The 26130-nt window shown below is 53.8% G+C and carries 21 protein-coding genes; all 21 read right to left on the bottom strand.

What is annotated here, in order from left to right; genetic code table 11:
- Nucleotides 1–41 precede the first annotated feature (41 nt).
- A complete protein-coding gene (locus tag C162_RS18745) occupies nucleotides 42–809 on the bottom strand; it encodes a type III pantothenate kinase (RefSeq protein ID WP_036696465.1) in 768 nt (255 codons plus the stop codon).
- A complete protein-coding gene (gene nadC, locus C162_RS18740; protein ID WP_036696463.1) occupies nucleotides 809–1681 on the bottom strand; it encodes a carboxylating nicotinate-nucleotide diphosphorylase in 873 nt (290 codons plus the stop codon). Before nadC ends, C162_RS18745 begins: the two co-directional genes overlap by 1 nt.
- On the bottom strand, nucleotides 1671–3287 hold the full coding sequence (gene nadB, locus C162_RS18735) for an L-aspartate oxidase (RefSeq protein ID WP_036696459.1): 1617 nt from the start codon (nucleotides 3285–3287) through the stop codon (nucleotides 1671–1673). Before nadB ends, nadC begins: the two co-directional genes overlap by 11 nt.
- Nucleotides 3288–3326: 39 nt before the next feature.
- Nucleotides 3327–4265, bottom strand: a complete 939-nt coding sequence (nadA, locus tag C162_RS18730) for a quinolinate synthase NadA (RefSeq protein ID WP_036696456.1) — start codon at nucleotides 4263–4265, stop codon at nucleotides 3327–3329.
- Nucleotides 4266–4511: 246 nt separating this feature from the next.
- Nucleotides 4512–6557: an ATP-dependent zinc metalloprotease FtsH gene (gene ftsH / locus C162_RS18725; protein ID WP_036696453.1), complete on the bottom strand. Its 2046-nt coding sequence runs from the start codon at nucleotides 6555–6557 to the stop codon at nucleotides 4512–4514.
- 111 nt (nucleotides 6558–6668) lie between these two features.
- On the bottom strand, nucleotides 6669–7208 hold the full coding sequence (gene hpt, locus C162_RS18720; RefSeq protein ID WP_036696450.1) for a hypoxanthine phosphoribosyltransferase: 540 nt from the start codon (nucleotides 7206–7208) through the stop codon (nucleotides 6669–6671).
- A 46-nt stretch (nucleotides 7209–7254) separates the two neighbouring features.
- Nucleotides 7255–8697, bottom strand: a complete 1443-nt coding sequence (gene tilS, locus C162_RS18715) for a tRNA lysidine(34) synthetase TilS (protein WP_036696447.1) — start codon at nucleotides 8695–8697, stop codon at nucleotides 7255–7257.
- Between the two features lie 90 nt (nucleotides 8698–8787).
- Nucleotides 8788–9726 carry a serine/threonine protein kinase gene (locus C162_RS18710; RefSeq protein ID WP_442792452.1) on the bottom strand — a complete coding sequence of 313 codons (939 nt, stop codon included), beginning with the start codon at nucleotides 9724–9726 and terminating at the stop codon, nucleotides 8788–8790.
- Nucleotides 9716–10462 (bottom strand): hypothetical protein, encoded by a 747-nt coding sequence (locus tag C162_RS18705; RefSeq protein WP_036696441.1) that lies wholly within the window; start codon nucleotides 10460–10462, stop codon nucleotides 9716–9718. The genes C162_RS18710 and C162_RS18705 overlap by 11 nt, the downstream gene beginning before the upstream one ends.
- A 734-nt stretch (nucleotides 10463–11196) precedes the next feature.
- Nucleotides 11197–13704, bottom strand: a complete 2508-nt coding sequence (gene spoIIE / locus C162_RS18700; RefSeq protein WP_036696440.1) for a stage II sporulation protein E — start codon at nucleotides 13702–13704, stop codon at nucleotides 11197–11199.
- A 571-nt stretch (nucleotides 13705–14275) separates the two neighbouring features.
- Nucleotides 14276–14776, bottom strand: coding sequence for a S1 domain-containing RNA-binding protein (locus tag C162_RS18695; protein ID WP_036696437.1), 501 nt, complete (start codon nucleotides 14774–14776; stop codon nucleotides 14276–14278).
- A 125-nt stretch (nucleotides 14777–14901) separates the two neighbouring features.
- Nucleotides 14902–15237 (bottom strand): FtsB family cell division protein, encoded by a 336-nt coding sequence (locus C162_RS18690; RefSeq protein WP_036696434.1) that lies wholly within the window; start codon nucleotides 15235–15237, stop codon nucleotides 14902–14904.
- A 30-nt stretch (nucleotides 15238–15267) separates the two neighbouring features.
- Nucleotides 15268–15831 (bottom strand): spore cortex biosynthesis protein YabQ, encoded by a 564-nt coding sequence (gene yabQ, locus C162_RS18685; RefSeq protein WP_036696431.1) that lies wholly within the window; start codon nucleotides 15829–15831, stop codon nucleotides 15268–15270.
- On the bottom strand, nucleotides 15828–16112 hold the full coding sequence (gene yabP, locus C162_RS18680) for a sporulation protein YabP (protein WP_036696429.1): 285 nt from the start codon (nucleotides 16110–16112) through the stop codon (nucleotides 15828–15830). Before yabP ends, yabQ begins: the two co-directional genes overlap by 4 nt.
- A 141-nt stretch (nucleotides 16113–16253) precedes the next feature.
- On the bottom strand, nucleotides 16254–16532 hold the full coding sequence (locus C162_RS18675) for an RNA-binding S4 domain-containing protein (RefSeq protein WP_036696426.1): 279 nt from the start codon (nucleotides 16530–16532) through the stop codon (nucleotides 16254–16256).
- On the bottom strand, nucleotides 16532–16804 hold the full coding sequence (locus tag C162_RS18670) for an HU family DNA-binding protein (protein WP_036696423.1): 273 nt from the start codon (nucleotides 16802–16804) through the stop codon (nucleotides 16532–16534). Before C162_RS18670 ends, C162_RS18675 begins: the two co-directional genes overlap by 1 nt.
- 286 nt (nucleotides 16805–17090) lie before the next feature.
- On the bottom strand, nucleotides 17091–18590 hold the full coding sequence (gene mazG, locus C162_RS18665) for a nucleoside triphosphate pyrophosphohydrolase (RefSeq protein ID WP_036696420.1): 1500 nt from the start codon (nucleotides 18588–18590) through the stop codon (nucleotides 17091–17093).
- A gap of 72 nt (nucleotides 18591–18662) precedes the next feature.
- Nucleotides 18663–20315: a putative polysaccharide biosynthesis protein gene (locus C162_RS18660; RefSeq protein WP_036696417.1), complete on the bottom strand. Its 1653-nt coding sequence runs from the start codon at nucleotides 20313–20315 to the stop codon at nucleotides 18663–18665.
- Nucleotides 20316–20523: 208 nt separating this feature from the next.
- Nucleotides 20524–21066 carry a stage V sporulation protein T gene (spoVT, locus tag C162_RS18655; RefSeq protein WP_036696414.1) on the bottom strand — a complete coding sequence of 181 codons (543 nt, stop codon included), beginning with the start codon at nucleotides 21064–21066 and terminating at the stop codon, nucleotides 20524–20526.
- A gap of 387 nt (nucleotides 21067–21453) precedes the next feature.
- Nucleotides 21454–22503 carry a peptidylprolyl isomerase gene (locus tag C162_RS18650; RefSeq protein ID WP_036696411.1) on the bottom strand — a complete coding sequence of 350 codons (1050 nt, stop codon included), beginning with the start codon at nucleotides 22501–22503 and terminating at the stop codon, nucleotides 21454–21456.
- Nucleotides 22490–26014 carry a transcription-repair coupling factor gene (mfd, locus tag C162_RS18645; RefSeq protein WP_036696407.1) on the bottom strand — a complete coding sequence of 1175 codons (3525 nt, stop codon included), beginning with the start codon at nucleotides 26012–26014 and terminating at the stop codon, nucleotides 22490–22492. The genes C162_RS18650 and mfd overlap by 14 nt, the downstream gene beginning before the upstream one ends.
- Nucleotides 26015–26130 lie beyond the last annotated feature (116 nt).

Here is a 26130-nt window from a genome sequence, read left to right as displayed (position 1 = left end):
CTCCTCCTATCTATCTGTTCTGTATAGGTTCATCTTTAAGATTATTTGTTACGGTTGTAAATAATGCGCAATCCTTCAAGCGTCAGCATCGGATTAACCTCGTCGATACATTCTGTCTCACTGGCAATCAGTGAGGCCAGCCCCCCGGTGGCAATAACCTTGAGAACAGGAGCGTTCATCTCCTGCTTGATGCGTCTGACGATACCCTCAACCTGACCGGCATAGCCAAAAATTATCCCTGCCTGCATCGCATGTACAGTATTGCGTCCGATTACCTTCTTGGGCTTCTCCAGCTCGATCCGTGGCAGCTTGGATGCCCGCAGATACAGGGCCTCCGTGGAAATGCCCAGACCCGGCACGATAGCACCGCCCAGATAGTTGGCCCCGGCATCAATGCAGTCGAAGGTGGTTGCCGTACCGAAATCAACAACGACAAGCGGACATTTATACTGCTCAATCGCCGCAACGGCGTTCACAATCCGGTCCGCCCCCACTTCGCGCGGGTTCTCATAACGCAGATTAAGCCCGGTTTTGATACCGGGTCCCACAAGCAGCGGGTCCTTGCCAATGAATTTGACACACATCTCCACGATGACCTGCACGAGCGGCGGAACAACGGATGAGATGATGACCCCCTCGACATCCCTGAACGACAGATTCGACATGTTGAACAGATTATGAATCATCACACCGTATTCATCGACAGTGGACCCGCGGGCAGTGCTCAGCCGGAAATGGTGCAGCAGCTCACTGCCCCGGTAGACACCCAGTACGATGTTTGTATTGCCGATATCAACGACAAGTATCATCAGAGGGTTCCCTCCTTCTTGGCGTTCAGGTCCAGACTGATATCGAGACTCGCGAAGGAATACGTTAGCCGTCCTACCGAAATCACATCCACACCCGATTCAGCAATGCCCCGGACCGTCTCCAGAGATACATTGCCCGATGCCTCAATGGTGACATGCTTCGCCTTGGTCCGGATTCTTCTCACGGCTTCAGTCATCTGCTCAGGAGACATGTTATCGAGCATAATAATATCCGCTCCGGCCGCTAGCGCTTCCTCTACCTGCTCCAGACTCTCCGTCTCTACTTCAATGGTCATGGTGTGCGGGATATTGGCACGGGCACGCCCTACTGCCTGACGGATGCCACCGGCCCCCTTGATATGATTATCCTTAATCATTACCGCATCATACAGACCGTAACGGTGATTGGCTCCGCCGCCTATACGGACTGCATATTTCTCCAGCATCCGGTGGCCTGGTGTGGTCTTGCGGGTATCCACCAGGCGGGTCGGCAGTCCTTGAAGCTTCTCTACAAAGGAAGCCGTTCGTGAGGCCACACCGGATAACCGCTGCATCAAGTTGAGAGCAAGCCGTTCACCGGTCAGGATGGCATGGGTGCTGCCTTCTACTTCAGCAAGCACAGTGCCCTTGGAGACAGCCTGCCCTTCCTGGACCAGCGCCGTGAATACAAGCCCAGGATCAACGACCTCGAACACCAGCTCGGCCACGGGGATTCCACAAATAATCCCGTCCTCCTTAGCATGGATAATTCCCTTGGACTCATGCCCTGCGGGTATGGTTGTACGGGTGGTAATATCCCCCGAGCCGACATCTTCCTGCAGCCAGCCCTTAATAGCCTTAAGCAGGTCTTCATTATATCCGTTAAACATCATCACTTAATTCCTCCACTATTCCAAGTTCGCGAATCTGGAGCAGATGCTTCTGCCACTGTGCGTCACTGCGCAGTGGATAATCCTCACGATAATGCGCACCGCGGCTCTCCTCCCGTGCCAGGGCCGATTCGGTGATCAGCAGACAGCATGTAAGCATATTGGCGAACTCGTATTCTTCCCGTGTTGTCAGTTTGGTCTTAAAAATCGGCAGCTGGCGCTTTATCTCATCCAAGCCTTTATTCAGCATTTCCCGGTTCCGCCTCAGTCCGGCGTACCGTACCATAGCCTTTTGCAGCTTGAGCCGCCGTTCTACAATCGCCTGTGCAGGAGCTTCCACCCTTGCCTGATGATAGGCTGAGGGCAGGTTATCCCGGTCAAGCGGCGGAAGCTGGCGGATGCGTTCAATAATCCGGCGGCCGAACACAACGGCTTCCGACAAGGAGTTGCTGGCCAGCCGGTTAGCTCCCTGCACACCAGTAGATGATACCTCACCACAGGCAAACAGGCGGGCAACTGTGCTCTCTCCACTCAGGTCGGTCTTCACGCCCCCCATCATATAATGCGCAGCAGGAGCCACCGGAATCCAGTCACTTGTAATATCCAGCCCGTAGCTCATGCAGGTCGCATAAATGGTCGGGAAGCGGCGTTTAACCATATCCGCCGGTTCATGTGTAATATCCAGATAGACAAAGGTTGATTTGGTCAATTCCATCTCGCTTACAATGGCACGGGCAACAATATCCCGCGGGGCCAGCTCCTGCAGCTCATGATAACGTTCCATGAACCGCTCACCTTTAATGTTCCGCAGCACAGCACCTTCTCCCCGCACAGCCTCCGAGATCAGGAAGCGCGGAGCACCAGGATAGCTGAGTGCAGTCGGGTGAAACTGAATGAACTCCATATCCCGGATATGGGCACCGGCACGGTAGGCAATAGCTACCCCATCTCCGGTAGCCACCTCAGGATTGGTCGTGTAACGGTATAGCTGCCCTGCTCCACCGGAGCACAGGATTGTTGCATCTGCCTGCAGGAATAACCGCCCTCCATCAGGCCGCTGTACAAGCGCTCCCAGACACTCTCCGCCCTCCGTAATCAGGTCAATGACATAATGGTCATCCCAGGTCTCAATATTCTGATGCCGGGCAGCCTGTTCAGCGAGTGCGCGGACAATCTCATATCCAGTAGCATCCCCATTTGCATGTAAAATACGGCGGTGGCTATGCGCCCCCTCCTGGGTTAAGGCTAGTACACCATTCTCCTTATCGAAAATAGTGCCAAGCCGGATCAGCTCGCGTACGCCTTCGGGTCCTTCATTGACCAGCACATCGACAGCCGCAGAGGAGTTCAATCCCGCGCCGGCCATCAGGGTATCCTGACGGTGATACGCCGGCGAATCGTCCTCCGAAATGACGGCTGCAATTCCGCCCTGGGCATACCGTGTGTTGCTCTCCATTACGGTCTTCTTCGTAAGCATAATAACCTTCCGGTCTTCGCTGGCCTTGATTGCTGTGAATAACCCGGCAATACCGGAACCAATGACAAGGCAGTCTGTCTTAACTACAGGAAGTCCCTGAAGATCAAAATCAACCAAATATTGTGGAATCATGACCGCTTTTCACCTGTTTCAACGAAAGAGTAGCGCATGCTACCGGACTTGTAGCATGCGCTCTAGGGATGTTCTGGCTTTGTCGGCGACTGCAGGCGGTACATAGATCTGCGGCTTCATCGTCTCCAGGCATTTGACCAGCTTCTTCAAATTATTAACCTTCATATTAGGACACACCAGGAATTTGGTGGCAAAATGAAACTCCTTATCCGGGCTGTCCAACCGCAGCTGATACCCGGTTCCATCCTCAGTACCTACAATAAACTGCCGGCGGTCCGATTTCCGGCAATATTCCAGAATTGAGGTAGTGCTGCCTACATAATCCCCCATTGCCACGACTTCCGGGCGGCATTCGGGATGTACAACAAATTCAGCTTCCGGGTATTTGGCTCTCATCTCCATCACATCTTTGACGGTAAGCATGTCATGAGTATTGCAATAGCCCTCCCAGATAATCAGCTTCTTACCGGTCTGATCCTGCACATATTGACCCAGATTCTTGTCGGGTACCCAGATGATTTCTTCGGCATCAAGCGATTCGATCACCTTCACCGCATTCGCTGAGGTGCAGCAAATATCTGTCTCCGCCTTAATCTCTGCCGAGGAATTGATATAGGTTACTACCTTCGCACCCGGATGCTGCGCCTTCAGTTTCCGCAGCCCATCCACATTGACCATGTCAGCCATCGGGCAACCCGCACGTTCGTCAGGAATCAGGACCGTCTTGTTCGGCGCCAGAATCTTGGCACTTTCCCCCATGAAATGAACGCCGCAGAATACGATTACATCTGCCTCTGTCTCCGCTGCCTTCTGGGCCAGCAAAAAAGAGTCTCCCCGGAAATCGGCGACTTCCTGAATTTCATCACGCTGATAATAATGAGCCAGAATAATAGCATTCCGTTCCTTCTTAAGCTGTTCGAGGCGCACACGAAGTTCACGATTCTGTTCCTGCTTGCGCTCAAGCGCCAGAGCTTCCACGGTCAGTCTCCCCCTTATGTCTTCATGGCTTGCCGCCAATACATTTCTTATAAATGATAAATTTAATATTTATTCACTAATGTACACAACGTTCCACCCCCTGTCAATCCAAGCGGGTGCTCTGTTTCAGAGCGAAACCGGAGGACAAGTTACCATGTGAAACCTATACATTCTTATATTGTAAAAGAAAAGCCCGGAGAACCAGTGGTTCTCCGGACTAGATTACACAATTTCCTACGGTACAGCTTAGATTAGGCTTCCGCCACCCTTATTCCCGTCATCCGGTCCGTTGCCCTCTTCAGGGTCCGGCTTGTTCGGAATATCCTTAGACAGGTCTAATGGGGACTCTTCGTCATTCTTACCTTGAATCCGGACACGCACATCACCGATGGAATCAATAATCGGCTCGCCCGCTTCATTGGTAATAGCATCGCCTTCTTCTGGCTTACCATCCTCACTCAGGTAGCCTTTCTCAATCAGTTCTGCGATCTGATCAAGTTCCAGCGTTTCCTTCTCAAGCAGGGTGTTGGCAATCAGGTGCATTTCTTTGGAATGCTTAGTCAGCAGATCTCTGCAGCGCTCATAGCTGCTGCGGATAAGGTTCTGCATTTCCTGATCAATCTCATAAGCGATGGAATCGCTGTAATTCTGTTCATGTCCGATATCCCGGCCCAGGAAGACTTGGCCTTGGGTTGCGCCGAACTGCAAGGGCCCGAGCTTATCACTCATCCCATATTCCATAATCATCGCACGCACAATGCGCGTAGCCTGCTGGAAGTCACTATAAGCGCCTGTGCCGATTTCACCAATGAATAATTCTTCAGCAACACGTCCTCCAAGCAATCCGGTAACCTTATCCAAGAGTTCCTGCTTGGTAACGATCATCCGGTCTTCCTTAGGAAGCATAATGACATATCCGCCGGCACGGCCACGCGGGATAATCGTAACCTTGTGAACCACATCAGCATGCTCAAGGAAGTAGCCGGCAATGGTATGGCCTGCTTCGTGATAAGCGACAATCCGTTTCTCGCGGTCACTGATGACGCGGCTGCGCTTCTCGGTACCGACGATGACACGGTCAATCGCTTCATCCACTTCACGCATCGTAATGTCCTTGCGGTTACGGCGTGCAGCAAGCAATGCCGCTTCGTTCAGCAGGTTCTCCAAATCCGCACCAGTGAAGCCGGTAGTACGCTTGGCGATAACGTCAAGTCTTACATCCTTAGTCAGCGGTTTGTTGCGGGAGTGAACCTTCAGTACAGCTTCACGGCCCTTCACATCTGGACGGTCAACCGTAATCTGACGGTCGAAACGGCCCGGACGGAGCAGCGCCGGGTCAAGAATATCTGCGCGGTTGGTAGCCGCGACAATGATAATGCCTTCGTTGCCGCCAAAGCCGTCCATTTCAACGAGCAATTGGTTAAGGGTCTGTTCACGTTCGTCATGTCCGCCGCCAAGTCCTGCGCCGCGCTGACGTCCCACAGCATCGATCTCATCAATAAAGATAATACAAGGTGCGTTCTTCTTCGCGTTCTCGAACAAGTCACGTACGCGGGATGCGCCGACACCGACGAACATTTCCACGAAGTCGGAACCGGAGATGCTGAAGAACGGAACGCCTGCTTCCCCTGCAACTGCACGGGCCAGCAAGGTTTTACCTGTTCCCGGAGGACCTACAAGGAGTACCCCCTTCGGAATCCGGGCACCCACCGCTGCGAATTTGCGGGGGTCCTTAAGGAATTCAACAACCTCAACCAGCTCTTGCTTCTCTTCATCAGCCCCTGCAACATCCTCGAAGCTGATCTTCTTCTTCTCTTCATTATATAACCGGGCCTTGCTCTTGCCGAAGTTCATCACCTTGCCGCCGCCGCCCTGTGCATTATTGAACAGGAAGAAGAACAGGATGAACATGATGACCAGTGGAATCATGGAAGAGAGGAATGTCAGCCAGATGCTGTCACCTTCCATTTTTTTCTGGCTCAGTTCTACGCCGTTCTTATCGCTTGCAGCCACAAGTTCATCAAGGGCCTGGTCTGTAGGAGGAACATAAGTGGAGAAATTCTTCGATTTAGCCTCGGGTGGCAGCTCTCTATATTCGCCAGTAACCAGAAATGCATTCCCCTCAAACTGAACCGTCATGCTCTTCACATTATTGTTCGAGATCTCCTGCCGCAACTCGTCATATCTAGGGAGATCGGCGGATTCATTTCCATTGCTTACAAACTGGACTATGCCCACCACGACTAAAAATAAAATCAAATAAAAACCAGAATTCCGGATGAACCGATTCATCCCCTACCTCCTCTCGCAACGCTCAAGTTATTGTACCATAGCCTGACCGGACTCCTCAAATTGTCAGGAAATCCAGAAAAGTGATCCGTAGATCTAAGGCTGTCGGGTAGTTCATTTGGTATAAATCTCAGGCTTCAGTACACCGACATAAGGGAGGTTCCGGTACAGCTCGGCATAGTCCAGTCCATAGCCTACGAGGAATGCATCAGGAATCACAAAGCCGGTATACTGGGCTTCAAGATTCACTGCACGGCCTGACGGCTTGTCGAACAGAGTGACTACGTTGACAGAAGCAGCGTTGCGCCCCTGCAGCATGTCAATCAGATAGCTGAGTGTAAGGCCACTGTCGATAATGTCCTCGACAATCAGAACATCACGGCCTTCAACCGATGTGTCCAAATCCTTGATGATTTTGACTACGCCGGATGATTTAGTTGTACCGCCGTAGCTGGATACCGCCATGAAGTCCATTTCAACGGGTACTGTAATCACTTTAACCAGATCCGCCATAAAAATAAACGCACCTTTGAGTACACAAATCACTAAAGGTGTGCGGTCTGCATATTCCTTGCTCAGCTGGGCGCCAAGCTCCCTGATTCTTTGTTGAATTTCTTCTTCGCTGATCAAGATTTCCTGAATATCATTCTGCAACTTGCGAACCTCCTAAGATATACTTATGAAAGACTTACTTCGGCCATTACGATTCTTCGCCCTGTTCCAGGTCTTCCAGGGTCAGGAGCAGAACCGAGGCCGTGTGCCGCCCAACTGCGGCATGCACCGAGCGCCTTACGCCCGGAATCCAGACGATATTGCCGAGTGCATCACATACGAGGGGAATTGCAGGCCGTTCGGAAGAAGGTATTTTATCATCAATGTAAATATCTTTTACCTTTTTGCTTCCGTTTAATCCCATAACCCTTATGGTATCTCCAGGCAACCGGGAACGAATGGTGAGCGGCAGGACAAGATCATCCCAGTCAAACCAAGCCGAGTTCTTCCCGTAATCCTCCTCCTGTGCAGAAAAAACTTCCCCCGCAAGCCCCCTCATCGTCATAACCTTTCCTATCTCCATAAGCTTAATCCGGGGATGAGTCAAAGACAGCCGGTATGTATAGCCTACCTGCCGGGTCAAGGGCTTGGACGAGAACACAATGGTATCATATTGCCGCACGCAGACATAACCGCCACCCATATCCAGCGTCCAGACGGTAGGGTATTCCTGCAGCGTTCCCCGGCGTACTGCTTCAATCTTGGAAAAATCCATGAATGATGAATCCGCCGACAGATAATTTAATATTAGTTTAATCAAACGCCGTTGTAAAGCGGAGGGTATGGCCGCAAAGGCAGCTCTTTTCAAGGTGTATTTTCCATGCTCGGTGAAAACAAGCTCATCAAAGCATTTTGCCGCATTCGCCTCCATATATTCATCTTCCGCCGAGGCAATTTCAGCCAGCTGCAGAAGCGATTGTCTCACTCTCGGATTATGCTGCTCCAACACAGGCAACAGCTCCAGCCTAACTGCATTCCGCTTGTACTGCGTCAGAAGGTTTGTCGCATCCTCCGCATAGGCCAGGCCCTCCTCCCGGCAAAAGCCGACAAGAGCCGTTTTGTTAATACGCAGGAAGGGGCGGATGAGTTCCACCTTTTTTTCAGTCCGTTTCCAGCGCATGCCGGCAAGGCCCGAAGGCCCGCTCCCCCGCAGCAGCCGCATAAGCACCGTCTCGGCCTGATCGTCTGCATGATGGGCCAGCGCCACCGATCGCGCCTGATAACGGTGTGCGGTTGCGATCAGGAACTGGTAACGCTTCTCCCGTGCAGCGCCTTCCGGGCCAAGCCCGCTCTCCTTAATGATGGATGGAATATCGAATTCGCCCAGCTCGAAGGGAACGCCCAGCTCTGCCGCGAGGGTCCGGACCAGCTCTGCTTCCTCTGCCGATTCGGCTCTGAAACCGTGATTGACATGGGCGCATATCAGCGTCAGCGGCATCCGGGTCTGGGAGATCTCATGCAGAATACGCAAAAGAGCCACAGAGTCCGGCCCTCCGGAAACTGCGACTACAATGGTGTCATGAGGCGCCCACAGCTCATATTCAACCGCAGCCTCCATTACGGATTCCACCAGTTCCTTCCTGTGCTCCATAGGGGCTTCCTTTCCTGCCATCCCTAACACGGCCTGATCCGGCGGTCAGCATCTTGGTGATTATGTACGATTACAGCATACAATTAATTATCAGAAACGGAAAACCCAGTATAGCGTGAATGCCAGCAGAAATAAAGACAGCGCGAACGCATTTTTGAGCCAGCGCGGGGTCGCCATCGTCTCATGTCCGGTCTTCCGTCCTCTGTAGATGTGGCTTCTCCAGATCTCCGCAGCCTGCGCAGAACCGGGGAAACCGCCTTTGAGCGCGAGGCATAGCCAGGAGGACAGTTTCTTGTCCGGCAGCTCCCGGGCCAGCTTCATCAGCTCCTCTACGCTCCTTGTCTGCGGCAGCTGCTGGGCGGCAGACTTCAGCCCTTCTTCATTAAGGAGACGCAGGCACAGGACGGCAAAAGCAAACAGGTCATAGCTCTGGTCACCTGTCCGGCTGCCGGCATTCCAGAATCCGCGGTCATGCCATTCGGTGAACTGCTTCACGCTGCGTCCGATGGGACTTGCCCCTCCGTAATCAATCAGCTCGGCTTCCCCGTAGCTGGATACCATGACATTCTCCGGCTTCAGGTCTCCGAATACGAAGCCGCACTCATGTAGCGTCTGCAGCTTCTCCAGAATCGTCATTCCGACAAGCCCCAGCCAGGAGGCACCATTCCTGGACAGGAAATGATGCAGCGGCCTTCCTTCCACATAGCGCATCACATAAAAGGGCGCCTGGTCCCGATCCTTGAAATCATCCGATTCCAGCAGGTAGGAGGATAGCGGCGATTCCTTGCGTGCCCGGTGCTCTCTGCGTTTGCGGCAGGACTGCAGGGAGGTCAGCACGTTAATCTCAGACTGCAGCTCCAGCGTATCGTATCCGATCTTAAGCGCATACCGCTCCCGTCGGCCTTCCCGCTGCACCAGATATACGGTTCCGTTTGCCCCTTTCCCCAGCACACGTTCCACGACATAACGGTTCCCCCGCCATTTGCCGGTAATCACTGTGCCTGCCGGATAGGATGGATTAGACGACATACCCATCAATCATCCCTTCTCTTGCCCCGTCATCTTCCCCTGGAAGATAATTACGATGTTCCTCCAGTTTATCATAACGATAATGTTCCAGCACCTTGAAAATAGCCGGTCCGGTCGGCGTTGCCCCCCGCATCTTCAGTCTGGAAAAGAGGGAGCGGACCTCGGACACATTCCGGGTCCAGTCGATATCCAGCATGGCATCCTCACTGCCTGAGCGGCCGGGAAAATGGAACACGGCAATCTCGCTGCGCCCTTCCCGGGCCTCCAGACTAAGCGCCAGATCACGGATGGCGTCCTCTACCGCGCCAAGCTTCGGCTTCATGCTCGCGCTTGCGTCAATTAACAGCGCTATGCGCAGCGGCGATATCTCGGTCAGCTCATCGACCACGGTAACCACCTGCGAACGCTGCTGCGGAGGCAGCTCCGCCAGCGAGCCGTCGCCGAGAATTTTTTGCACCTCTTTATTAACCGCCTGCTGAATGGTTTGAACCACCGTCTTGCGTGTCATCATCTGAATGGTCTGGGCCAGCTGCGGGGTTCCCACGATCCGGCTGATACCGCCCCCTGCCTTGGCAATATCGGCAATCTCACGGCTGCCCAGCTCACCGATGGTTCCATAATCCACAACCCCCACAACATTGACCGTGATGCCCTCCTGACGGGCGTGTGCAGCCGCCAGCACCGGACTCTCCCCCACATTTGAACAACCGTCCGTGATCAGCAGAATTTGCTTCATGACCGTTCCTCCCTTCCTTGTCTAGTTACTAGCATTGCCAAGGTAGAGAGATTTCAAACGCCGCTGGACACTGGAAGTTGATTTGAAAATACTACGTAAAAATGAGTCTCTGCGAGACTTTTGGGCCTCCGATCGCTGTTGTCTTCCGATTTCTTGATTATAGTACCGCGGCTGGCGGTTGAAATCGGAAGACAAAGGCGAACGCTGACGCTTCTGCGGCTCCAAAATTCTCTCCGTTCCGTTTATTTTACTATGTTATTCAAACCCTACCCTTCAACCCCCTAACCAGCAGCGGTTGAAACGGAGCGGAGCAAGGGCTGGCGAGTGGCTGGAATGCACCCGCCGAATAATTTAAAGACACCCGCCTTTCAGCACTGACTGTGCACTCGGCCCTTGAATGTTACTGTTACTCTAACTCATATTGTTACTCATGCTTCATGCACTTACACCAGTCCCCTACTCTGCCTACAGCCTCCTACTCTTTCTCCAGCTCCGAATCCAATAATCCTGCCTAAAATGCAACATTCCTCTCAATAATCCCTCCTGGTAAGGAATATGTTGCACAAAAGGCAGGATTCCTCCCCCCGTAAGTCAATTAGCCGAAAGAATATTGCAATTTATGCAACAATCCACTAAAGTACCGGGGTATCTTCAGCGTCAAGCTGCATTATGTGCAACATTTCCAGCTTACTCACTCAATAGACTAATTAGTTGTCAGGTCAATGGCTAGCTGGTTAGCTAACCGTACGCGGGCGCTCCATCCGGCCGACGCCAGGCATATGCAGGCTGGACCATTCCGGATGGTAATGATCCACACGGCTGACCACGATGGTCATATCATCATGGACCTCATTCCCCTGATAGCGGATTACCTTATCCAGCAGCTCGTCCGCCATATCCTGCGGGTCATCGCCCTCCAGTTCCTGAATCAGACGCTTCATCCATATCTCCTTATTAACGGCATATCCGGGCGCATCATAAATACCATCGGTCATCATAATCAGGATATCGCCGGGACGAAGCTGCATGGTGACCAGATCCACCTCGATGTCTTTGATGATGCCGATCGGCAGATTGCTGGCCGTCACGGGAATCACCTCGCTGCCCCGCCGGATGAAGCTCGGAGCAGAAGCAATCTTCATGAAGATGGTCTGTGCAGAATACTGGTCGATCAGCGCCATATCTACTGTCGCATAGAATTCATCTGGGGAGCGCAGCAGCAGAATAGAGTTGACGGATTTCACCGCCAGCTTCTCATCCATTCCCGATTGCAGCAGCTTCTCCAGCATGGATAACGCAGCGCTGCTCTCCATCCGGGCCCGCTCCCCGTTGCCCATTCCGTCACTGATAGAGACGGCAAAGGTACCGTTACCCAGCTCCACCGTGCTGAAGCTGTCCCCCGACAGCATATCGCCTCCCATGGCGGCGGCAGCTACGCCGGAGCTTATCTCATAAGCCTTGGCCGAGCCAAAGGTCACCATCGACAGACCCTCGCGTGGATGGATGGCAGTCTCACTGACCACTGCGATATTCTCCTCCAGAATATCCGAGAGCAGCGGAGCGATCATTTTGCGGCATTCATCGAAGCCCCGGGTGTAGGCATGTACAACCTCAATCTCCACACGGCCGGGATCGAGACTCAGGATCTCAATGCTGTGAATGGAGAGGCCCAGCTTCTCCAGCGCCTCCCGGATCTGGCTCTCCTGCCGGTACATCGCCTGCCCTTCCCGCTTAATCTCTTTCGCCAGGTCCTCCATGACCTGCGAGACGCCGGATAATTGCTCGGCCACAAATTGGCGGCTGTCGTATATTTGCCGCTTCCAGCGCATATCATGCTGGTATAGCTCATATTGGCCCTTCATCACCTCAAGAACCTCCCCCGTCCTGCCGCAGATCCGGCTCCACTCCGGCGGCAGCTGGGCAGCGGTAATGTCCGGGCACTCCTCGACCGTGGTCATCATGTCCGTCATATACCTGTAGGTCTGATAGAACTTGGCATCCCAGCAGTGGGTCCGCCGGATGCACCCGGCGCAGGCTCCTTCTGTTACCGTATTCATAAAGTCCTCCATCTCACGGTCGCTTTTGCCCGCCTCTGCGGCCCGGGGAATCTGCCCGAAACTGCTGGAGAGCTGCTGGAATACCTGTGAGAACTGGGTCACCCGGTCTGCTGTAATATCCCGGACCCTCCGGGCATATTCATGCTGGGTACGGCTGTGATCGGCCGTGCCTGGTACATATTTGGCAATGGCAGTAATCATCCCCTTAGGTGTTAGAAGAAACAGCACTATGGCTGCGCAGGTCTCCCAAGTAGAATTCATGACATCGCCCGGTCCCATGAAATAGACGGATAGGATCGTTGATCCCAGCAGCATCCCGATCGAGACCGCCCCTTTGCGTCCGGACTGCATCATGCCTGCCAACATCCCAGCAAAAGCCAGCAGGCTCATTTGATAGATGGCTCCGATATCGGCCAGACTGAGAATCAGCCCGGTCACTACGCCAACCGCAGCACCAAGCGGCGCGCCTCCGGCCAGGGCAAAGATCAGAATCAGAAACCTTGATAACACATGCTCCAGCGATAGACCGTTAATGGTCCAGCCAACAAGGCCGGTCATGACGGAAGCCAGCAGGATGATCAGACAGAGTACCTCCTCATTGCGGAGTGCCCTGCTTTTCTGCTTATAGGTGAATACAGGAAGCGCCTGCAGGAATACAAGCGTCAGCACGAACCCAAGTATGGCATCAATGGCTGCCATCATCAGCGGATACCATGTGAGCGAAGGACCGATGACGACCTGGAACAATCCCACCATAAAAGTAGCCACGAACACCATCAGCGGGGCATAAGACAGATCCACCCGCTGGAAATTCTCCAGCCCTTTATAGATCAGGTAAAAAATAATCAGCTCCGCAGCAACCACGATGGCACCCGGAAACGGTGTGAAGAGACTGCCGAGCACGATGGCTACGGCCACAGGCAGCATGGAATCCCTGCGCATAAATACAATGACGGCGAAATAAGCAGCAGCAAACGGGGTAAGCTCATCCAGGATCATAGCCCGTCCCAGCAAAAAGCCCATTAGGCTAAGCAGCAGCACCCACTTCTTGACCGCGATGAACTGGACAACCGGCAGCTTGGTGCCCCACGCCGTAAGGCGTGTACCTAAGGCTTCTTTCTGATTTTTGTCTTTGCTTCCTGCTCTTGTCCACTCCGGCAAATTCACCACATTGCTTTTACTCATTCCCTGCACCACCCGTTTATGAATTTTATGGTTCTCATTATATAGCGGGGGTCTTAAGAAAGTTTGTCAGAAACGGAGAGCAATCTGTAAAAAATTTCCGACAAAAAAGCCTGTCCCGACATTCTGCGGAAAAGCCTCCCAATCCCGTACGGGGTAAAAGATTGGCTGCGGACTGCCGCAGTCGCACTGCCGGTTGCAGGTAATGCCCGCGCGGACATTCGTCAGCGATTGCCCTAGAGTTATGTGAGAATGGCATGGATGCTGTCGGCAATTTGCCGGGTACCGACAAAAATAGCCGGAAGCTGGGGCGCGCGGTATAGAGCTGGGGCGCGCTGGGCTGCTCATACTCTGCGTTGCGAGCAAATTGTAATCGGTTTTCCGATTACATTTGGTCAATACACCTCCACGTTGCCGATTGTAGTCGGTTTTCCGATTACATTTGGTCCGTACGCCTCCACGTTGCCGATTGTAGTCGGTTTTTCGCCTACATTCGGCCCGCGGGCACAAACACAAAAAAACCGCGAAGGGCGTAAGCGCCCCAGCGGTTTATTTATGATGTGCAAGACTCAGATTATACGCGCTTGGCTCCACGGCCGCCGCGCTTTCCTTCTGTGTTCTTCTTGATCGAAGATATCCGTTCTTCGCTGTCTTTCAGGAAGCGTGACATTTTATCCTCGAATGAAGGTTTACCGGCTGCAGGCTTGAATGGACGCCCACCCCGTTCACGATTGAATCCACCGCCGCCTCCGCCACTGCCGCCACCACCGCCGAAACGGTCTCCACCGCTTGGACGTTCAGGTCTTGGAGCTCTGGGGGGACGTACTTCCGATGCCGGCTTATCAACGGCTTGCTTAATGGAAAGTCCGATCTTGCCGTCCTTGTCAACATTGATCACCTTAACGGTTACTACATCCGCAATCTTCAAATGATCGTTAACATCCTTGACGTAGTTATCGGCGATCTCCGAGATGTGAACGAGACCTGTGACACCTCCTGACAGATCCACAAATGCTCCGAAATGCGTGATGCCTGTCACCTTGCCCTCTAACTTGGTGCCCACTTCAATTGCCATAGAATAAAATGATCCTCCCTTAAAAATATACAGACGAATATAATGTCCATCCTGTCTGCGGTGATTTGATTATACAGTAAAGAGCAAAGCAAGGCAACACAGCGTAAGCCTCTTTTCGCCTGCTTTTATTGCCCGGATTGCTCGGTACGGATAGGTGATTCCCCTGCAGGATACATATTGTACCATTTACGCGCTAATTGTCCGATATACTCATCGTCATTCAGCCGCGAGACCTCATATTTCAATTGATTCAGCGTAGCTGTTACACTCTCACTGTTCTCTGTCTTACGGGCGAGCTGTTCACTCTTGTCGGCGATTGCTGCGCTCTGGGCAAAGAAAGTGTATCCGGCCCAGCCGAAGAAAACAGCCATCACAAGAATCCATATAAACTTTCTTCTCTTCGCGCCTGCGGCCGAAGCATTGTGGTTCGTATTCTTCTCTTCCGCAGAGAATCTGTTCATTCAGCTTACCTCCAGTTCCAGGGTTCAAGGTCAGCGCTTCCGCCACCCTGATATCCACTCGGTGATTCTCACGATCCGGGCGCTATGAACGAACCGGGATGTATACGGAGAGGCCCACCTTACAGGAAGTACCCAGATTGGCTTGGTTAGACGCAGCAGCAGCTTACAAATATAAAGAAGGACCCGGCCGAGCAGCAGCACTGTTCCCTTAACCAGGCGCCACAGCCAGAGAATCGGACCTCCGATGACTATGGTAACGAAACGCCATAACATCCTGCATACATACTGAACCGACTGAATTAACCTTACCACAAAACGCTGCACCGTAATACTGAAGATCAAAAAATAGATCCATACACCTAGAAAGAGGCCAAGAACGACATAAAACCTCAATTGTCCCTGGTTTCCGGCATAAAGCATGCGAAAGACCAGTAGGGCCGCCCCTATCCAGTACAGCAGATCCAGCAGCGCATTCAGCCAACGGGGAAACCTCAGCTTCTGCGACAGCACCCGGTAGCTGTCATAGGCCAGTCCCATGGCAATGCCGGCCAGAATCATATATAGCAGGGTGATCCATTGTACGGAGGGATTCATTTAAACAGCTTGCGGAGAATCCCTTTATTTTTGCCTTGCGTCCCGGGGTCCAGATAAATCAGGGAATGAACATTGCCTTCAAGGGACAGCATTCCATTCTCCAGACTTAGATTCTTGATATGTAAATGAGTACCCCGTATAGTCAGTTGGCCGAGTTCTGTACTCAGCAGAAACTCTTCGCTATCAAAGCTCTCCACATTCTGCACACCGGTAAGCTCAATCTGCTTGCGGCTGCGCATGTGCAGATCATGCTGTTTGCTCACTTTGGCTGGCTCGATCATAGCATGTACCCCTCCTTCTTGGTTCTAATCTATGAAGGAAGGACAGGGTATAGAACCGGTTAAAAGAAGAAAAAAGAGGTATTCCGCTCCGCCGTCTTCCGGCTTTGGGAATACCTCTTAACCTTACACTTCGATGATCTACTACCAATCGAGTCCAGTACTTTTGACAACCGGCTCTTCACGGAGCAGGGTATACATTCCGGCGGCCTCGTCCTTGCGGGTAGTTTCCACCAGCTTTTCCACTTTGACCGTCACAAGCTTTTGGCCGAACTGCACGGTAATCTCGTCACCGATCTTCACCGTACTGCTTGGTTTGGACTCCCGTCCATTGATCAACACGCGGCCCTGTTCGGACACATCCTTGGCCACGGTGCGGCGCTTGATCAGACGGGAGACCTTCAGGAACTTGTCCAGTCGCATTAGTTAACGGCTTCTTTGAGCTTGTTGCCTGCCTTGAAGGCCGGCACTGTGGATTCAGGAATTTCGATAGGTGCGCCCGATTGCGGGTTACGGCCGGTACGGCCGGAACGTTTGCGCGTTTCAAAAGTACCGAAACCGATCAGCTGTACTTTATCTCCGCTTGCTAGAGCTTCTGTAATTTCGCCCAGAACTCCGTTGAGTACGGTTTCTACGTCTTTTTTGGCCAATCCGCTTTTCTCGGAAATGTTGTTTACCAGATCTGTCTTGTTCATAATTTGAAGTTCCTCCTAGGATACAAAAAATAAATGAAAATCAGGTTTACCGGAAAATCACGGCAAATCGTCATTTCGTCTTTATGATATTCTGGATTCCACCCTCAATTCCTGCCACGTTCCGCCGTTTTTTTTGAAAAAGTAACATCTTGCGTAGGATATGGGGGCATATAGCACTATAACATTATAAACCTCTCATTGCATTTCAAATCAGAGATTAGCGCCGTAGTCACAGCATTGCCGTGAACCGCGCGGGATATACTGCAGAAGACTATAATTCTAGAATCTATTGCTTCCGCTCTTCCGCCTTGGCTTCCTGCCAGAGGGCTTCCATCTCTTCGAGCGGGCTGTCCTCCAGCCGGACCCCCTTATCGCGCAGACGCCGCTCAATATATTCGAACCGGGCTACGAACTTACGGTTGGTGCGGGTCAGTGCTTCTTCCGGATCGGCTCCAATGAAGCGGGCCGCATTGGTGGCTGCGAAAAGCAGGTCGCCCAGCTCCAGCATCTGCTCCCCGGCAGACTGTCCCGTCTCAATCGCCTCCTGAAGCTCGTCAATCTCCTCGCGGATCTTAGCCAGCACATCGCTGGTATTGTCCCAGTCGAATCCGACTTTAGATGCCTTCTTCTGCAGCTTGTACGCCTTCATCAGTGCCGGCAGATCCCTTGGAACCCCGCTAAGTGCGGACAGGGCTTCGGGCTCCACGCCTTTGCGCCGCTTCTCCTCGGCCTTCATCCCTTCCCAGTTCTGCAGTGCCTCCTCGGCATTGCCAGCCGCTTGATCACCGAAGACATGCGGGTGGCGGAACAGCAGCTTCTCATTCAGCCCCTCAATGACATCGTAGACACTGAAGGCTCCCAGCTCTTCTTCCATCTGGGAGTGCAGCATAATTTGGAGCAGCAGATCGCCCAGCTCTTCCTTCATATGGTCCGGATCATCCTCGTCAATCGTCTCCAGCACCTCATAGGTCTCTTCGATTAGATTTTTGCGCAAGGATTCATGCGTCTGCTCACGGTCCCAGGGACAGCCCTCAGGGCTCCGCAGAATATCGACAATTTCATGCAGCCGGGCAAAGGTGCGGTTACGCGCTTCATCCGCACGGCTCGCCGGAACATATACCAGTGACAGATTACCATAGCCGTCCAGCCGGTCCAGCTCGTACAGCGGCACACGGAGAATCTGCTCCTCGCCTTCCACACCAAGCGCATGTGCAGCGATCACCTCATACTCAGGCGGGTACAGTTCCATCAGGCAGAGCTTGGTTTCAGATGCGGTGAAGCTGTCATAGACCTGCCCGATCAGGGTATGCAGCTCCGGGTGAAGCTGGGAGCTACGGATACCAGAGGCATCCAGCAGCTGGAAGCCTTCAATCGGATCAAAGCCCAGACGGACGAACGCTTCATCCAGGAAGCTCTCTCCGCCGAGGATATTCAGCTCAATGCCTGCCTCCGGGCAGCGCCCGCGCAGCAGGGAGACAGCGGATTCGGCCACCATGGGATGCCCCGGCACGGCATAGACAATCTCCGTCCCCTGCGGAGCGGCCGCAGCCTTCTCGATCAGCGTTGCCGTAATGGCTTCATAGACCTCAGGGAAGGACGACAGCGTCTCATACAGCCCGTCGAAGGACTCCCAGGCGATCTCCATCTCCGCCAGTGCAGCCATAACAGGATGCTCTGCGGTCCGCACGTATACGGCCGAGGCCGCCTTCAGCTTCTTGATGATGCCCAGTGTCAGCCGGTCCGGATTCCCGGAGCCCAGGCCGACGATCGTTAATGTTGCGCTCATGCCAGTCTACTCCTTCCAGGCAGCCGCCCTCTGCTATGCGCAGAGGCGGCTGCGCTATGTATGGTCAGCGCCTTAAGGGAACAGGCGCAGCTTTTTTAGCTTGTCCGCCAAGCGGGGGCCGAAGCCCGGAAGCTGGCGCAGCTCGCTCTCGCTGAGCAGCCGCAGCGCCACTGCGCCGAGTGCGAAGACGGCGCAGCCTGCGAGCACGCCGAGCAGGCTCTGCGCCAGGGCCGCGGTCCGCCCGCCTCCGAAGCCGGCGGCGTCTGCCGCCCTGGCTGCGCCGTGGCTCACGGCTGCGGCAACCAGCCCCAGGCCCGCGAGCAGCGCCGCGGGCTTCAGCAGGACATCTGCGGCGCGCAGCCGCAGATGTCCCTGCCGGTAGAGCAGCAGCACGTTCAGCGCTGCTGCGAAAAGATGTGCGGCCACGCCGGCGATGGCCGCACCGGTAATGCCCTGCTGCGGGACTAGCAGCAGGTTGAGGGCCGCCTTGAGCAGAGCGGCGGCCAAGAGATGCAGCGCCGGCGCGCGCACGGCGCCCAGGCCTTGCAGCAGCGCGGCGGAGATGATGCTGACCGTACCGCCTGCGGCGGTGAAGGCCAGCCAGGTCATCGCGCCGCTGCCGGCGGCGTCCCCGTACAGAGCCGTGTTCACCGGCTCTGCAAGCACGGCCAGGCCTACGGAGGCGGCCAGCCCGAGCAGCCAGAACCAGCGCAGCGACAGCGTGGTGCGCGTGCGGATCAAGGCCTCATCCCGCTGGTACTTCGCTTCGGCCAGCGCCGGAATGAAGACGACCGAGAGTGAGGTCGCCAGCATCGTTACGATCTGCACGAGCGGCAGCCCGCGGTTATAGATGCCGAACTGGGCCATCGCCGCCGTCTCGCTGCTCCCGCTCCCCGCCAGCAGACGGGGAACTGTGAAGACATCGACGAGGCCGATTAACGGAACCGCAAGTGCGCCAAGCATCACCGGGAGGCCATAGGCCAACAGCTCGCGGGCAGGAACGCCCTGCTTAGCACTTCGTACGGCTGATGCTGTTCTGTTCTTAAACGAAGCTTGGGGCAGCCTGTCCTGCAAGTCCCGGCGGTGGCCTCGCCAATACAGCAGCATTACGCCAAGACCGGCGATACCGCCTCCAGCGGGCCCCAGCATCGCACCGGCAGCAATTCCTGCCGCATCTGCGCCAGCGCCCGTCAGATACAGCAGAAGTGCGATCATGACCGCCACGCGGACAGACTGCTCGACCACCTGTGATACGGCGGTCGGCATCATATTATGCAGCCCCTGGAAGTAGCCGCGCAGTGCCGCCATCAGCGGTACCACCGCCAGCCCCCAGGCGCTGCTGCGCAGAGCAGGGACAATATGGGAGCTGCCGACCCATACCGCAATGAGCGGAGCCCCGGCGTAGACCAGAATGCCGAGCAAAAGGCCGCTGGCCGCCGTAATTCCGGCTGATAGCAGCAGCACCCGCCGCCCCTTCTGCGTGTCCTGTGCCGCCGAGGCCTCGGCCACGAACCGCGAGATGGCGGCAGGCAGCCCGAGCATCGCCACCGTAACCAGAATGGTATACAGCGGATAGACCGTATTGTAGATGCCGAACGCGGCGTCACCGCCCATATTCTGCAGCGGTATCTTCTGGAGCGTACCGATCAGTTTCGAGAAAATAGCTGCCGCGCTAAGAATAAAAGCGCCCTGCAGCAGCTTCGAGCCTTGAGTATTGGATGTCATCGTTTACCTGCTTCTACAGCCATAACTGCCATAATATAGAGCTTGCTTTAACCTAAGCAAATGAATTTCTATATTATAACTTATCTAAGGGAAGAAGTGTAAATGGCCATGCATACATTCCTGAGGGACCGCCTCCACAGCAAAAACCCGCCATTCCCTTAAGGTTATCATAACCAAAGGAAAAGCGGGGCTCTCCAGCACCAGCTGATTACTGCTCCATTTGCTTGCCCAGGAAGGCAGCGGCTGTCTCAGCCATTTTCACTTCCATCTGGGCCATCTTGACCGAATCATCCTTATTCAGCAGCACTACGCAGCCGATGGGGTCTCCTCCGGAGATAATAGGCGCTGCCACATACGTGGATAACAGCTCCGTGTGGTCCTTGCTGATGTCATAGCTGCCTGCATTGTTCTCAAGCATCGTTTTACGGCTTTCCATTACCTTTTCCAGCAGTACACCCACTTGCTTCTCCAGATAATCCTTCTTGGAGCCGCCGGCGAGCGCGATGAACGTGTCCCGATCCGTAATCATGGTAATATGCCCTGTTCCTTCATACAGCGACTCTGCATATTCCTTGGCGAAATCGCCCAATTCACCAATCGGCGAATATTTTTTCAGTATAACCTCACCATCGCGGTCTACAAAAATTTCCAGAGGATCGCCCTCACGAATCCGCAATGTGCGTCTAATCTCTTTGGGGATAACAACTCGTCCGAGGTCATCAATACGTCTTACAATACCAGTAGCTTTCATTTCACATGTTGCCCCGCTTTCTTAAGAAGTATGGTCCAACTACTGTCCATTATGGGAATGGTTAATCCCAGTGATTTATCGTAATATCTGACCATAGTATTCATCTCTTCCCAGTTCCTTATACATCCGTCACCCCGCATATAATTGTTCATGCAGAATGAGAACGCCCCGGTCCCGCATCATTCCAGTTATGATCACTAACGGGGGTTTCTATACCACCACACCATTCTTCCCGGTTCCTTCTGTATCGACAAAAAATAACCCCACAAAGTGGGGCTTTAGCTTGGATGATGACTCAGGTACTTTGCGGGGAGCCCAAAACATATAAATTCTTTTAAAAAAGCCGCCCGGATGCGTGGCGCATCCGGCGGCTTGTCCAGCCTAAATTTATTTTGCAGCTTCTGTAGCAGCCGGTGCATCTGTAGCGGCTGGCGTGTCAGAACCCGCAGCAGGAGCTGGTGTAGCTGTGGCTCCCGCGCTGCCTGCAGCAGCAGAGCTCTTCGGCAGATTGATTTTAATCTCCAGACTATCCAGGTCCTTCTCCAGGAAGGTCTCCAGGCTGGCAGAAGCCGCAGCGTTCTTCAAGGCTTTGAGCTGGTCGGCAGTCAGCGTATCGAAGGTAGTGTCCTTGCGGGCCTCCACCTTGATAATGTGATATCCGTAAGTAGTCTTGACCGGCTCACTGATCGTATTCAGCGGAAGACTGTGGGCCGCAGCCTTGAACTCTGCTACATAATCTACCAGAGCCTTGTCCTTATATTCACCGCCGGTTTCCTTCGTGCTGGTATCATCCGAGTATTCCTTGGCAACGGCAGCAAAGTCCGCACCGCCATCCAGCTTCGCCTTCACTTCCTGAGCGCGCTTCAGCGCATCGGCATCCGTCCGCTCCTTGCCGGCGCTATCAGTAAGGCCAACCAGGACATGGCGCAGCGTAGCCACACTATAATCAGCCTTGGTGGCTTCATAATGGGTCTTGACCTGCTCGTCCGTTAATTTCAGCAGCATGTCCTGATATACGGTAAGTACACGCTGCATATAGGAACGCAGGTCCGACTCGCTCAGATCCTGTTCCTTCAGCGTGCTTTTGTATTTGTCGCCCAGCGCAGTCTTGATCGAGCCGATCTGTGTATCGACTTCTTTCTCCGCAGCCTTCTTCGCTTCATCCGTGGCCTTGTCCGCCAGGTATTCGAATGCGACCTCCTGCTTCAGGATGGACTCCTTGAACATATCAATCTCCAGATACTGCGCCTGCTCGGGGGACAGGAATTTCATTACGCGGGTATCCAGATTGAATTCCTTCTGGGTAATGGTTCCGCCCTTATACGTTGCCACCGCAGTATCATCACTTTTATTGCTGCAGGCAGCAAGCATGGAGAAGGACAGGGCTGCGGTCAGCGAGACCACCAGTACCTTCCAGGATTTTTTATTTAACGACATTGTGTAATTCTCCCTTCGATTTTAAAGACTGTTTGGCTGCCGTCAGGAATTGCTCCAGCACATCTAGCAGCTCCTTATCACCTAAATCCTTAGCTTTGATCCGAATTGTTGCCTGGGCATCCTTATCAAATTGTACACGCCTTTCAAAGCTATTACCAACTTTGGCGAGCTTTGCCGTATCAAAGGCCCCGAGGCTGCCCTCGTGGAAATTAAGCAGGACCTCATCCCCGCGCCGGACCATGGATTCCATGCCGTACAGCTTGCCGTATACCTTCAGCCGGGCCACAGAAAGCAGATTAATAACGGCTTCCGGCAATTCGCCGAACCGGTCCAGCAGCTCATCTTCAAGCTCGGAGGCATCCTCGAAGGAGTCAACTGCAGCCACTTTTTTATAGATTTCTATTTTTTGGATACTGTCGTAAATATACTCGGAAGGAAGGTAGGCGTCAATCGACAAATCAATGACCGTATTCCCCTGCTTAAGCGAAGTATCCTCTTCGCCCAGCACGCTCACCTTGCGTTTGCGGATTTCCTCCGCCAGCATCTGTGAGTACAGATCGAAGCCAACCGAGGCGATGAAGCCATGCTGCTCCGCCCCCAGCAGATTGCCTGCTCCCCGGATGGAGAGATCGCGCATAGCAATTTTGAAGCCGGACCCGAGCTCTGTGAATTCCTTGATGGACTGCAGACGCTTCTCAGCCACCTCTGTCAGCACTTTATCGCGCTGGTAGGTGAAGTAGGCATAAGCAATCCGGTTGGAACGGCCGACTCGGCCGCGCAGCTGGTAGAGCTGGGACAGGCCCATTTTGTCAGCGTCATGAACAATAAGGGTATTAACATTAGGAATATCGACACCCGTCTCTATAATACTGGTGCTGACCAGCACATCATACTCCCCGTCCAGGAAGTCGAGAATCGTCTTCTCAAGCTCCGATTCCGACATCTGTCCATGCCCGATACCCACTCTTGCCTCCGGCACCAGCATGGAGATCTGCGCCGCCATTTCCTGAATCCCCTGTACACGGTTGTACAGATAGTAGACCTGCCCGCCACGGGCCAGCTCGCGCTCCACAGCTTCCCGGGTCAGCGTCTGGCTATGCTCCACCACATACGTCTGTACGGGAAAGCGGTTCTCCGGTGGTGTCTCAATAACTGACAAGTCACGCACCCCGAGCATCGACATATGCAGCGTGCGGGGAATCGGTGTAGCCGTCAAAGTCAATACATCAACATTGGTCTTCAGCCGCTTCAGCTTCTCCTTGTGGGTCACGCCGAAACGCTGCTCTTCATCGACAATCAGAAGGCCGAGGTCCTTGAAGACCAGATCCTGTGACAGCAGCCGGTGTGTGCCGATAATGACATCCACTGTTCCCTGGCGTACTCCCTTGATCGTATCATTCTGCTCCTTGCGGCTGCGGAAACGGCTCAGCACCTGAATATTCAGCGGATAATTGGCGAAGCGCTCGCGGAAGGTCTCGTAGTGCTGCTGCGCCAGAATCGTCGTCGGCACGAGCACCGCCACCTGCTTGCCCTCTATTGCAGATTTAAAAGCAGCCCGGATCGCCACCTCTGTCTTGCCATAGCCTACATCGCCGCAGAGCAGCCGGTCCATCGGACGGTTCTGCTCCATATCCTTCTTGATCTCTTCGATCGCCCGCAACTGGTCACGGGTCTCCTCATACGGGAACATCTCTTCGAATTCGTGCTGCTCCTGCGTATCCTTCTCGAAGCCATAGCCAAGCGCGCTCTGGCGCTCTGCGTACAGCTTGATCAGATCATCGGCGATATCCTGAACCGAGCTCCGCACCTTGCTGGTAACCCGGGTCCATTCATTGCCGCCCAGCTTATATACCTTCGGCTCCTTGTCTTCCGAGCCGACATATTTCTGAATCAGGTCAATCTGTTCAATTGGAACAGAGAGCTTGTCGCCTCCTGCATAGAGGATATGCATATAGTCGCGGTGGATGCCGCTGACCTCAAGCGTCCCGATACCCATATATTTACCGATCCCGTGATTCTGGTGAACCACATAATCCCCGATCTTCAGCTCGGTATAGCTCTTTATCCGTTCGGCATTATCAATGCCCTTGGAGACCTTCCGCGCCTTACGCTGCTTCTGCGAGAACATCTCACCTTCAGTGATCACCGCGAGATGAATCGAAGGAAGCTCGAAGCCGGAACCCAGGTTGCCCTGCAGGATCGTCGGCTCCTCAATGCCATAGTCATCCAGTACCCGGCGGATACGCTCCGTCCGCTCCTCGCCGTTCGCCAGCATGATAACCTTCACGCCGGACTTGTGCCAGCGCTCCATCTCGGATTTCAGCACATTCATCTGGCCATGGAAGTCCTGCATTCCGCGGCTGATGAAGCCTAAGATATTCTGTGGCTGAATATGCGGAACCTGACGCAGAAATATCGACATAAACAGGCTCTGGAACGGACGCTGGTACATAATAACATCGCTGTCAACAGAGAGCTGCAGCTCAGGCAGCGTTTTGCCGTTCTGCAGCAAGTGCATATTCCATTCCGACTCATCACGCTCCAGCTGCTTGGCGGTCTCCAGAAGTCTGGCCGGCTCATCCAGGACAAGCAAAGTATCCTGAGCCATGTAATCATACAGATGAATGCGTTCAGGGTAGAGCAGACTGATATATTTATAGACTTCCGGGAAATAGGTGCCCTGCCGTAGCATCTCCAGCTCCCGGCCCATCTCCTCACGCAGACGCAGCTTGGCCTGACGGTCACTCATCTTCTCAAGCTGCCGCTCCAGCATCGCAGACGCAGCGGTAGAAGCCGCATCCTGGCGGAGTTGATCGAATATAATCTCCTTGGCCGGTGTAATCTTCACACTGCGGACCTTATCAATGGAGCGCTGATCCATAGGGTCGAAGGTGCGGATGGAATCTACTTCATCATCAAACAGCTCCACCCGGTAAGCCAGTGGAGAGGTCATGGGATAGAAGTCGATAATACCGCCGCGTACACTGAGCTCACCACGGTTCTCTACACGCTCCACCCGCTCATAGCCCATCTCAATCATGGACATGAGGAAGTCATCCAGTGGCAAGGTTCCGTCCTGCGAAACCGTAAGCTGGGCTTCAGCCATGACATGCGGAGCGGGTAGCAGCCTCCGAACGCCGGAGTAGGGAACGACTACAATTCCACGGAAGCCTTGGGCGCAGCGCGTCAGTACATCAATCCGCTGGGCCAGCGTCTCCGGGCTTGAGACAGCGGCCTCAGCCGCCACAAGCTCATTCGCCGGGTAGAGCAGCACCCGTTCCGGGGAAAGCGCTTCCTGTAAATCATCAGCCATCTTCTGGGCTGAGAACATATTATGGGTCACAACCAGCAGCGGACGCTGCGTCTCCTCATGCAGGGCAGCCAGCATGATTTGTCTGGCCGAGCCGGACAGACCGGAGATAAGCTGTTCCTTCATACCTGCTGCGATGCCACGGGTGACAGACTGGAAATCAGTATCCTTGGAAAAAGCTTCTATAAGACCTTGTAACAACAGGTGCACCTCTCTTACTAAACAGGCTGACAGCAGCAGCGCCGCTGTCACCTATTATAATTGGAATCGAAAACAAGCCTCAGCGGATAAGGCCAAGGCTTGCGGATGACGATAGA

It is taken from the genome of Paenibacillus sp. FSL R7-269 (assembly GCF_000517865.1).
Classification (GTDB): domain Bacteria; phylum Bacillota; class Bacilli; order Paenibacillales; family Paenibacillaceae; genus Paenibacillus_AQ.
This window is presented reverse-complemented; position numbering and strand designations above follow the sequence as displayed.

What these genes read in the sequence shown, in the direction of transcription:
- tilS (WP_036696447.1), bottom strand. Translation starts at nt 8,697, where the DNA reads ATGGAGCACAGGAAGGAACTGGTGGAATCCGTAATGGAGGCTGCGGTT.
- spoVT (WP_036696414.1), bottom strand. Translation starts at nt 21,066, where the DNA reads ATGAAAGCTACTGGTATTGTAAGACGTATTGATGACCTCGGACGAGTT.
- C162_RS18705 (WP_036696441.1), bottom strand. Translation starts at nt 10,462, where the DNA reads ATGAAGCAAATTCTGCTGATCACGGACGGTTGTTCAAATGTGGGGGAG.
- ftsH (WP_036696453.1), bottom strand. Translation starts at nt 6,557, where the DNA reads ATGAATCGGTTCATCCGGAATTCTGGTTTTTATTTGATTTTATTTTTA.
- C162_RS18660 (WP_036696417.1), bottom strand. Translation starts at nt 20,315, where the DNA reads ATGACATCCAATACTCAAGGCTCGAAGCTGCTGCAGGGCGCTTTTATT.
- C162_RS18690 (WP_036696434.1), bottom strand. Translation starts at nt 15,237, where the DNA reads ATGAACAGATTCTCTGCGGAAGAGAAGAATACGAACCACAATGCTTCG.
- yabQ (WP_036696431.1), bottom strand. Translation starts at nt 15,831, where the DNA reads ATGAATCCCTCCGTACAATGGATCACCCTGCTATATATGATTCTGGCC.
- C162_RS18675 (WP_036696426.1), bottom strand. Translation starts at nt 16,532, where the DNA reads ATGCGACTGGACAAGTTCCTGAAGGTCTCCCGTCTGATCAAGCGCCGC.
- C162_RS18745 (WP_036696465.1), bottom strand. Translation starts at nt 809, where the DNA reads ATGATACTTGTCGTTGATATCGGCAATACAAACATCGTACTGGGTGTC.
- yabP (WP_036696429.1), bottom strand. Translation starts at nt 16,112, where the DNA reads ATGATCGAGCCAGCCAAAGTGAGCAAACAGCATGATCTGCACATGCGC.
- C162_RS18710 (WP_442792452.1), bottom strand. Translation starts at nt 9,726, where the DNA reads ATGTCGTCTAATCCATCCTATCCGGCAGGCACAGTGATTACCGGCAAA.
- spoIIE (WP_036696440.1), bottom strand. Translation starts at nt 13,704, where the DNA reads ATGAGTAAAAGCAATGTGGTGAATTTGCCGGAGTGGACAAGAGCAGGA.
- nadB (WP_036696459.1), bottom strand. Translation starts at nt 3,287, where the DNA reads ATGATTCCACAATATTTGGTTGATTTTGATCTTCAGGGACTTCCTGTA.
- C162_RS18695 (WP_036696437.1), bottom strand. Translation starts at nt 14,776, where the DNA reads ATGGCAATTGAAGTGGGCACCAAGTTAGAGGGCAAGGTGACAGGCATC.
- nadC (WP_036696463.1), bottom strand. Translation starts at nt 1,681, where the DNA reads ATGATGTTTAACGGATATAATGAAGACCTGCTTAAGGCTATTAAGGGC.
- C162_RS18650 (WP_036696411.1), bottom strand. Translation starts at nt 22,503, where the DNA reads ATGTCGTTAAATAAAAAATCCTGGAAGGTACTGGTGGTCTCGCTGACC.
- mazG (WP_036696420.1), bottom strand. Translation starts at nt 18,590, where the DNA reads ATGAGCGCAACATTAACGATCGTCGGCCTGGGCTCCGGGAATCCGGAC.
- C162_RS18670 (WP_036696423.1), bottom strand. Translation starts at nt 16,804, where the DNA reads ATGAACAAGACAGATCTGGTAAACAACATTTCCGAGAAAAGCGGATTG.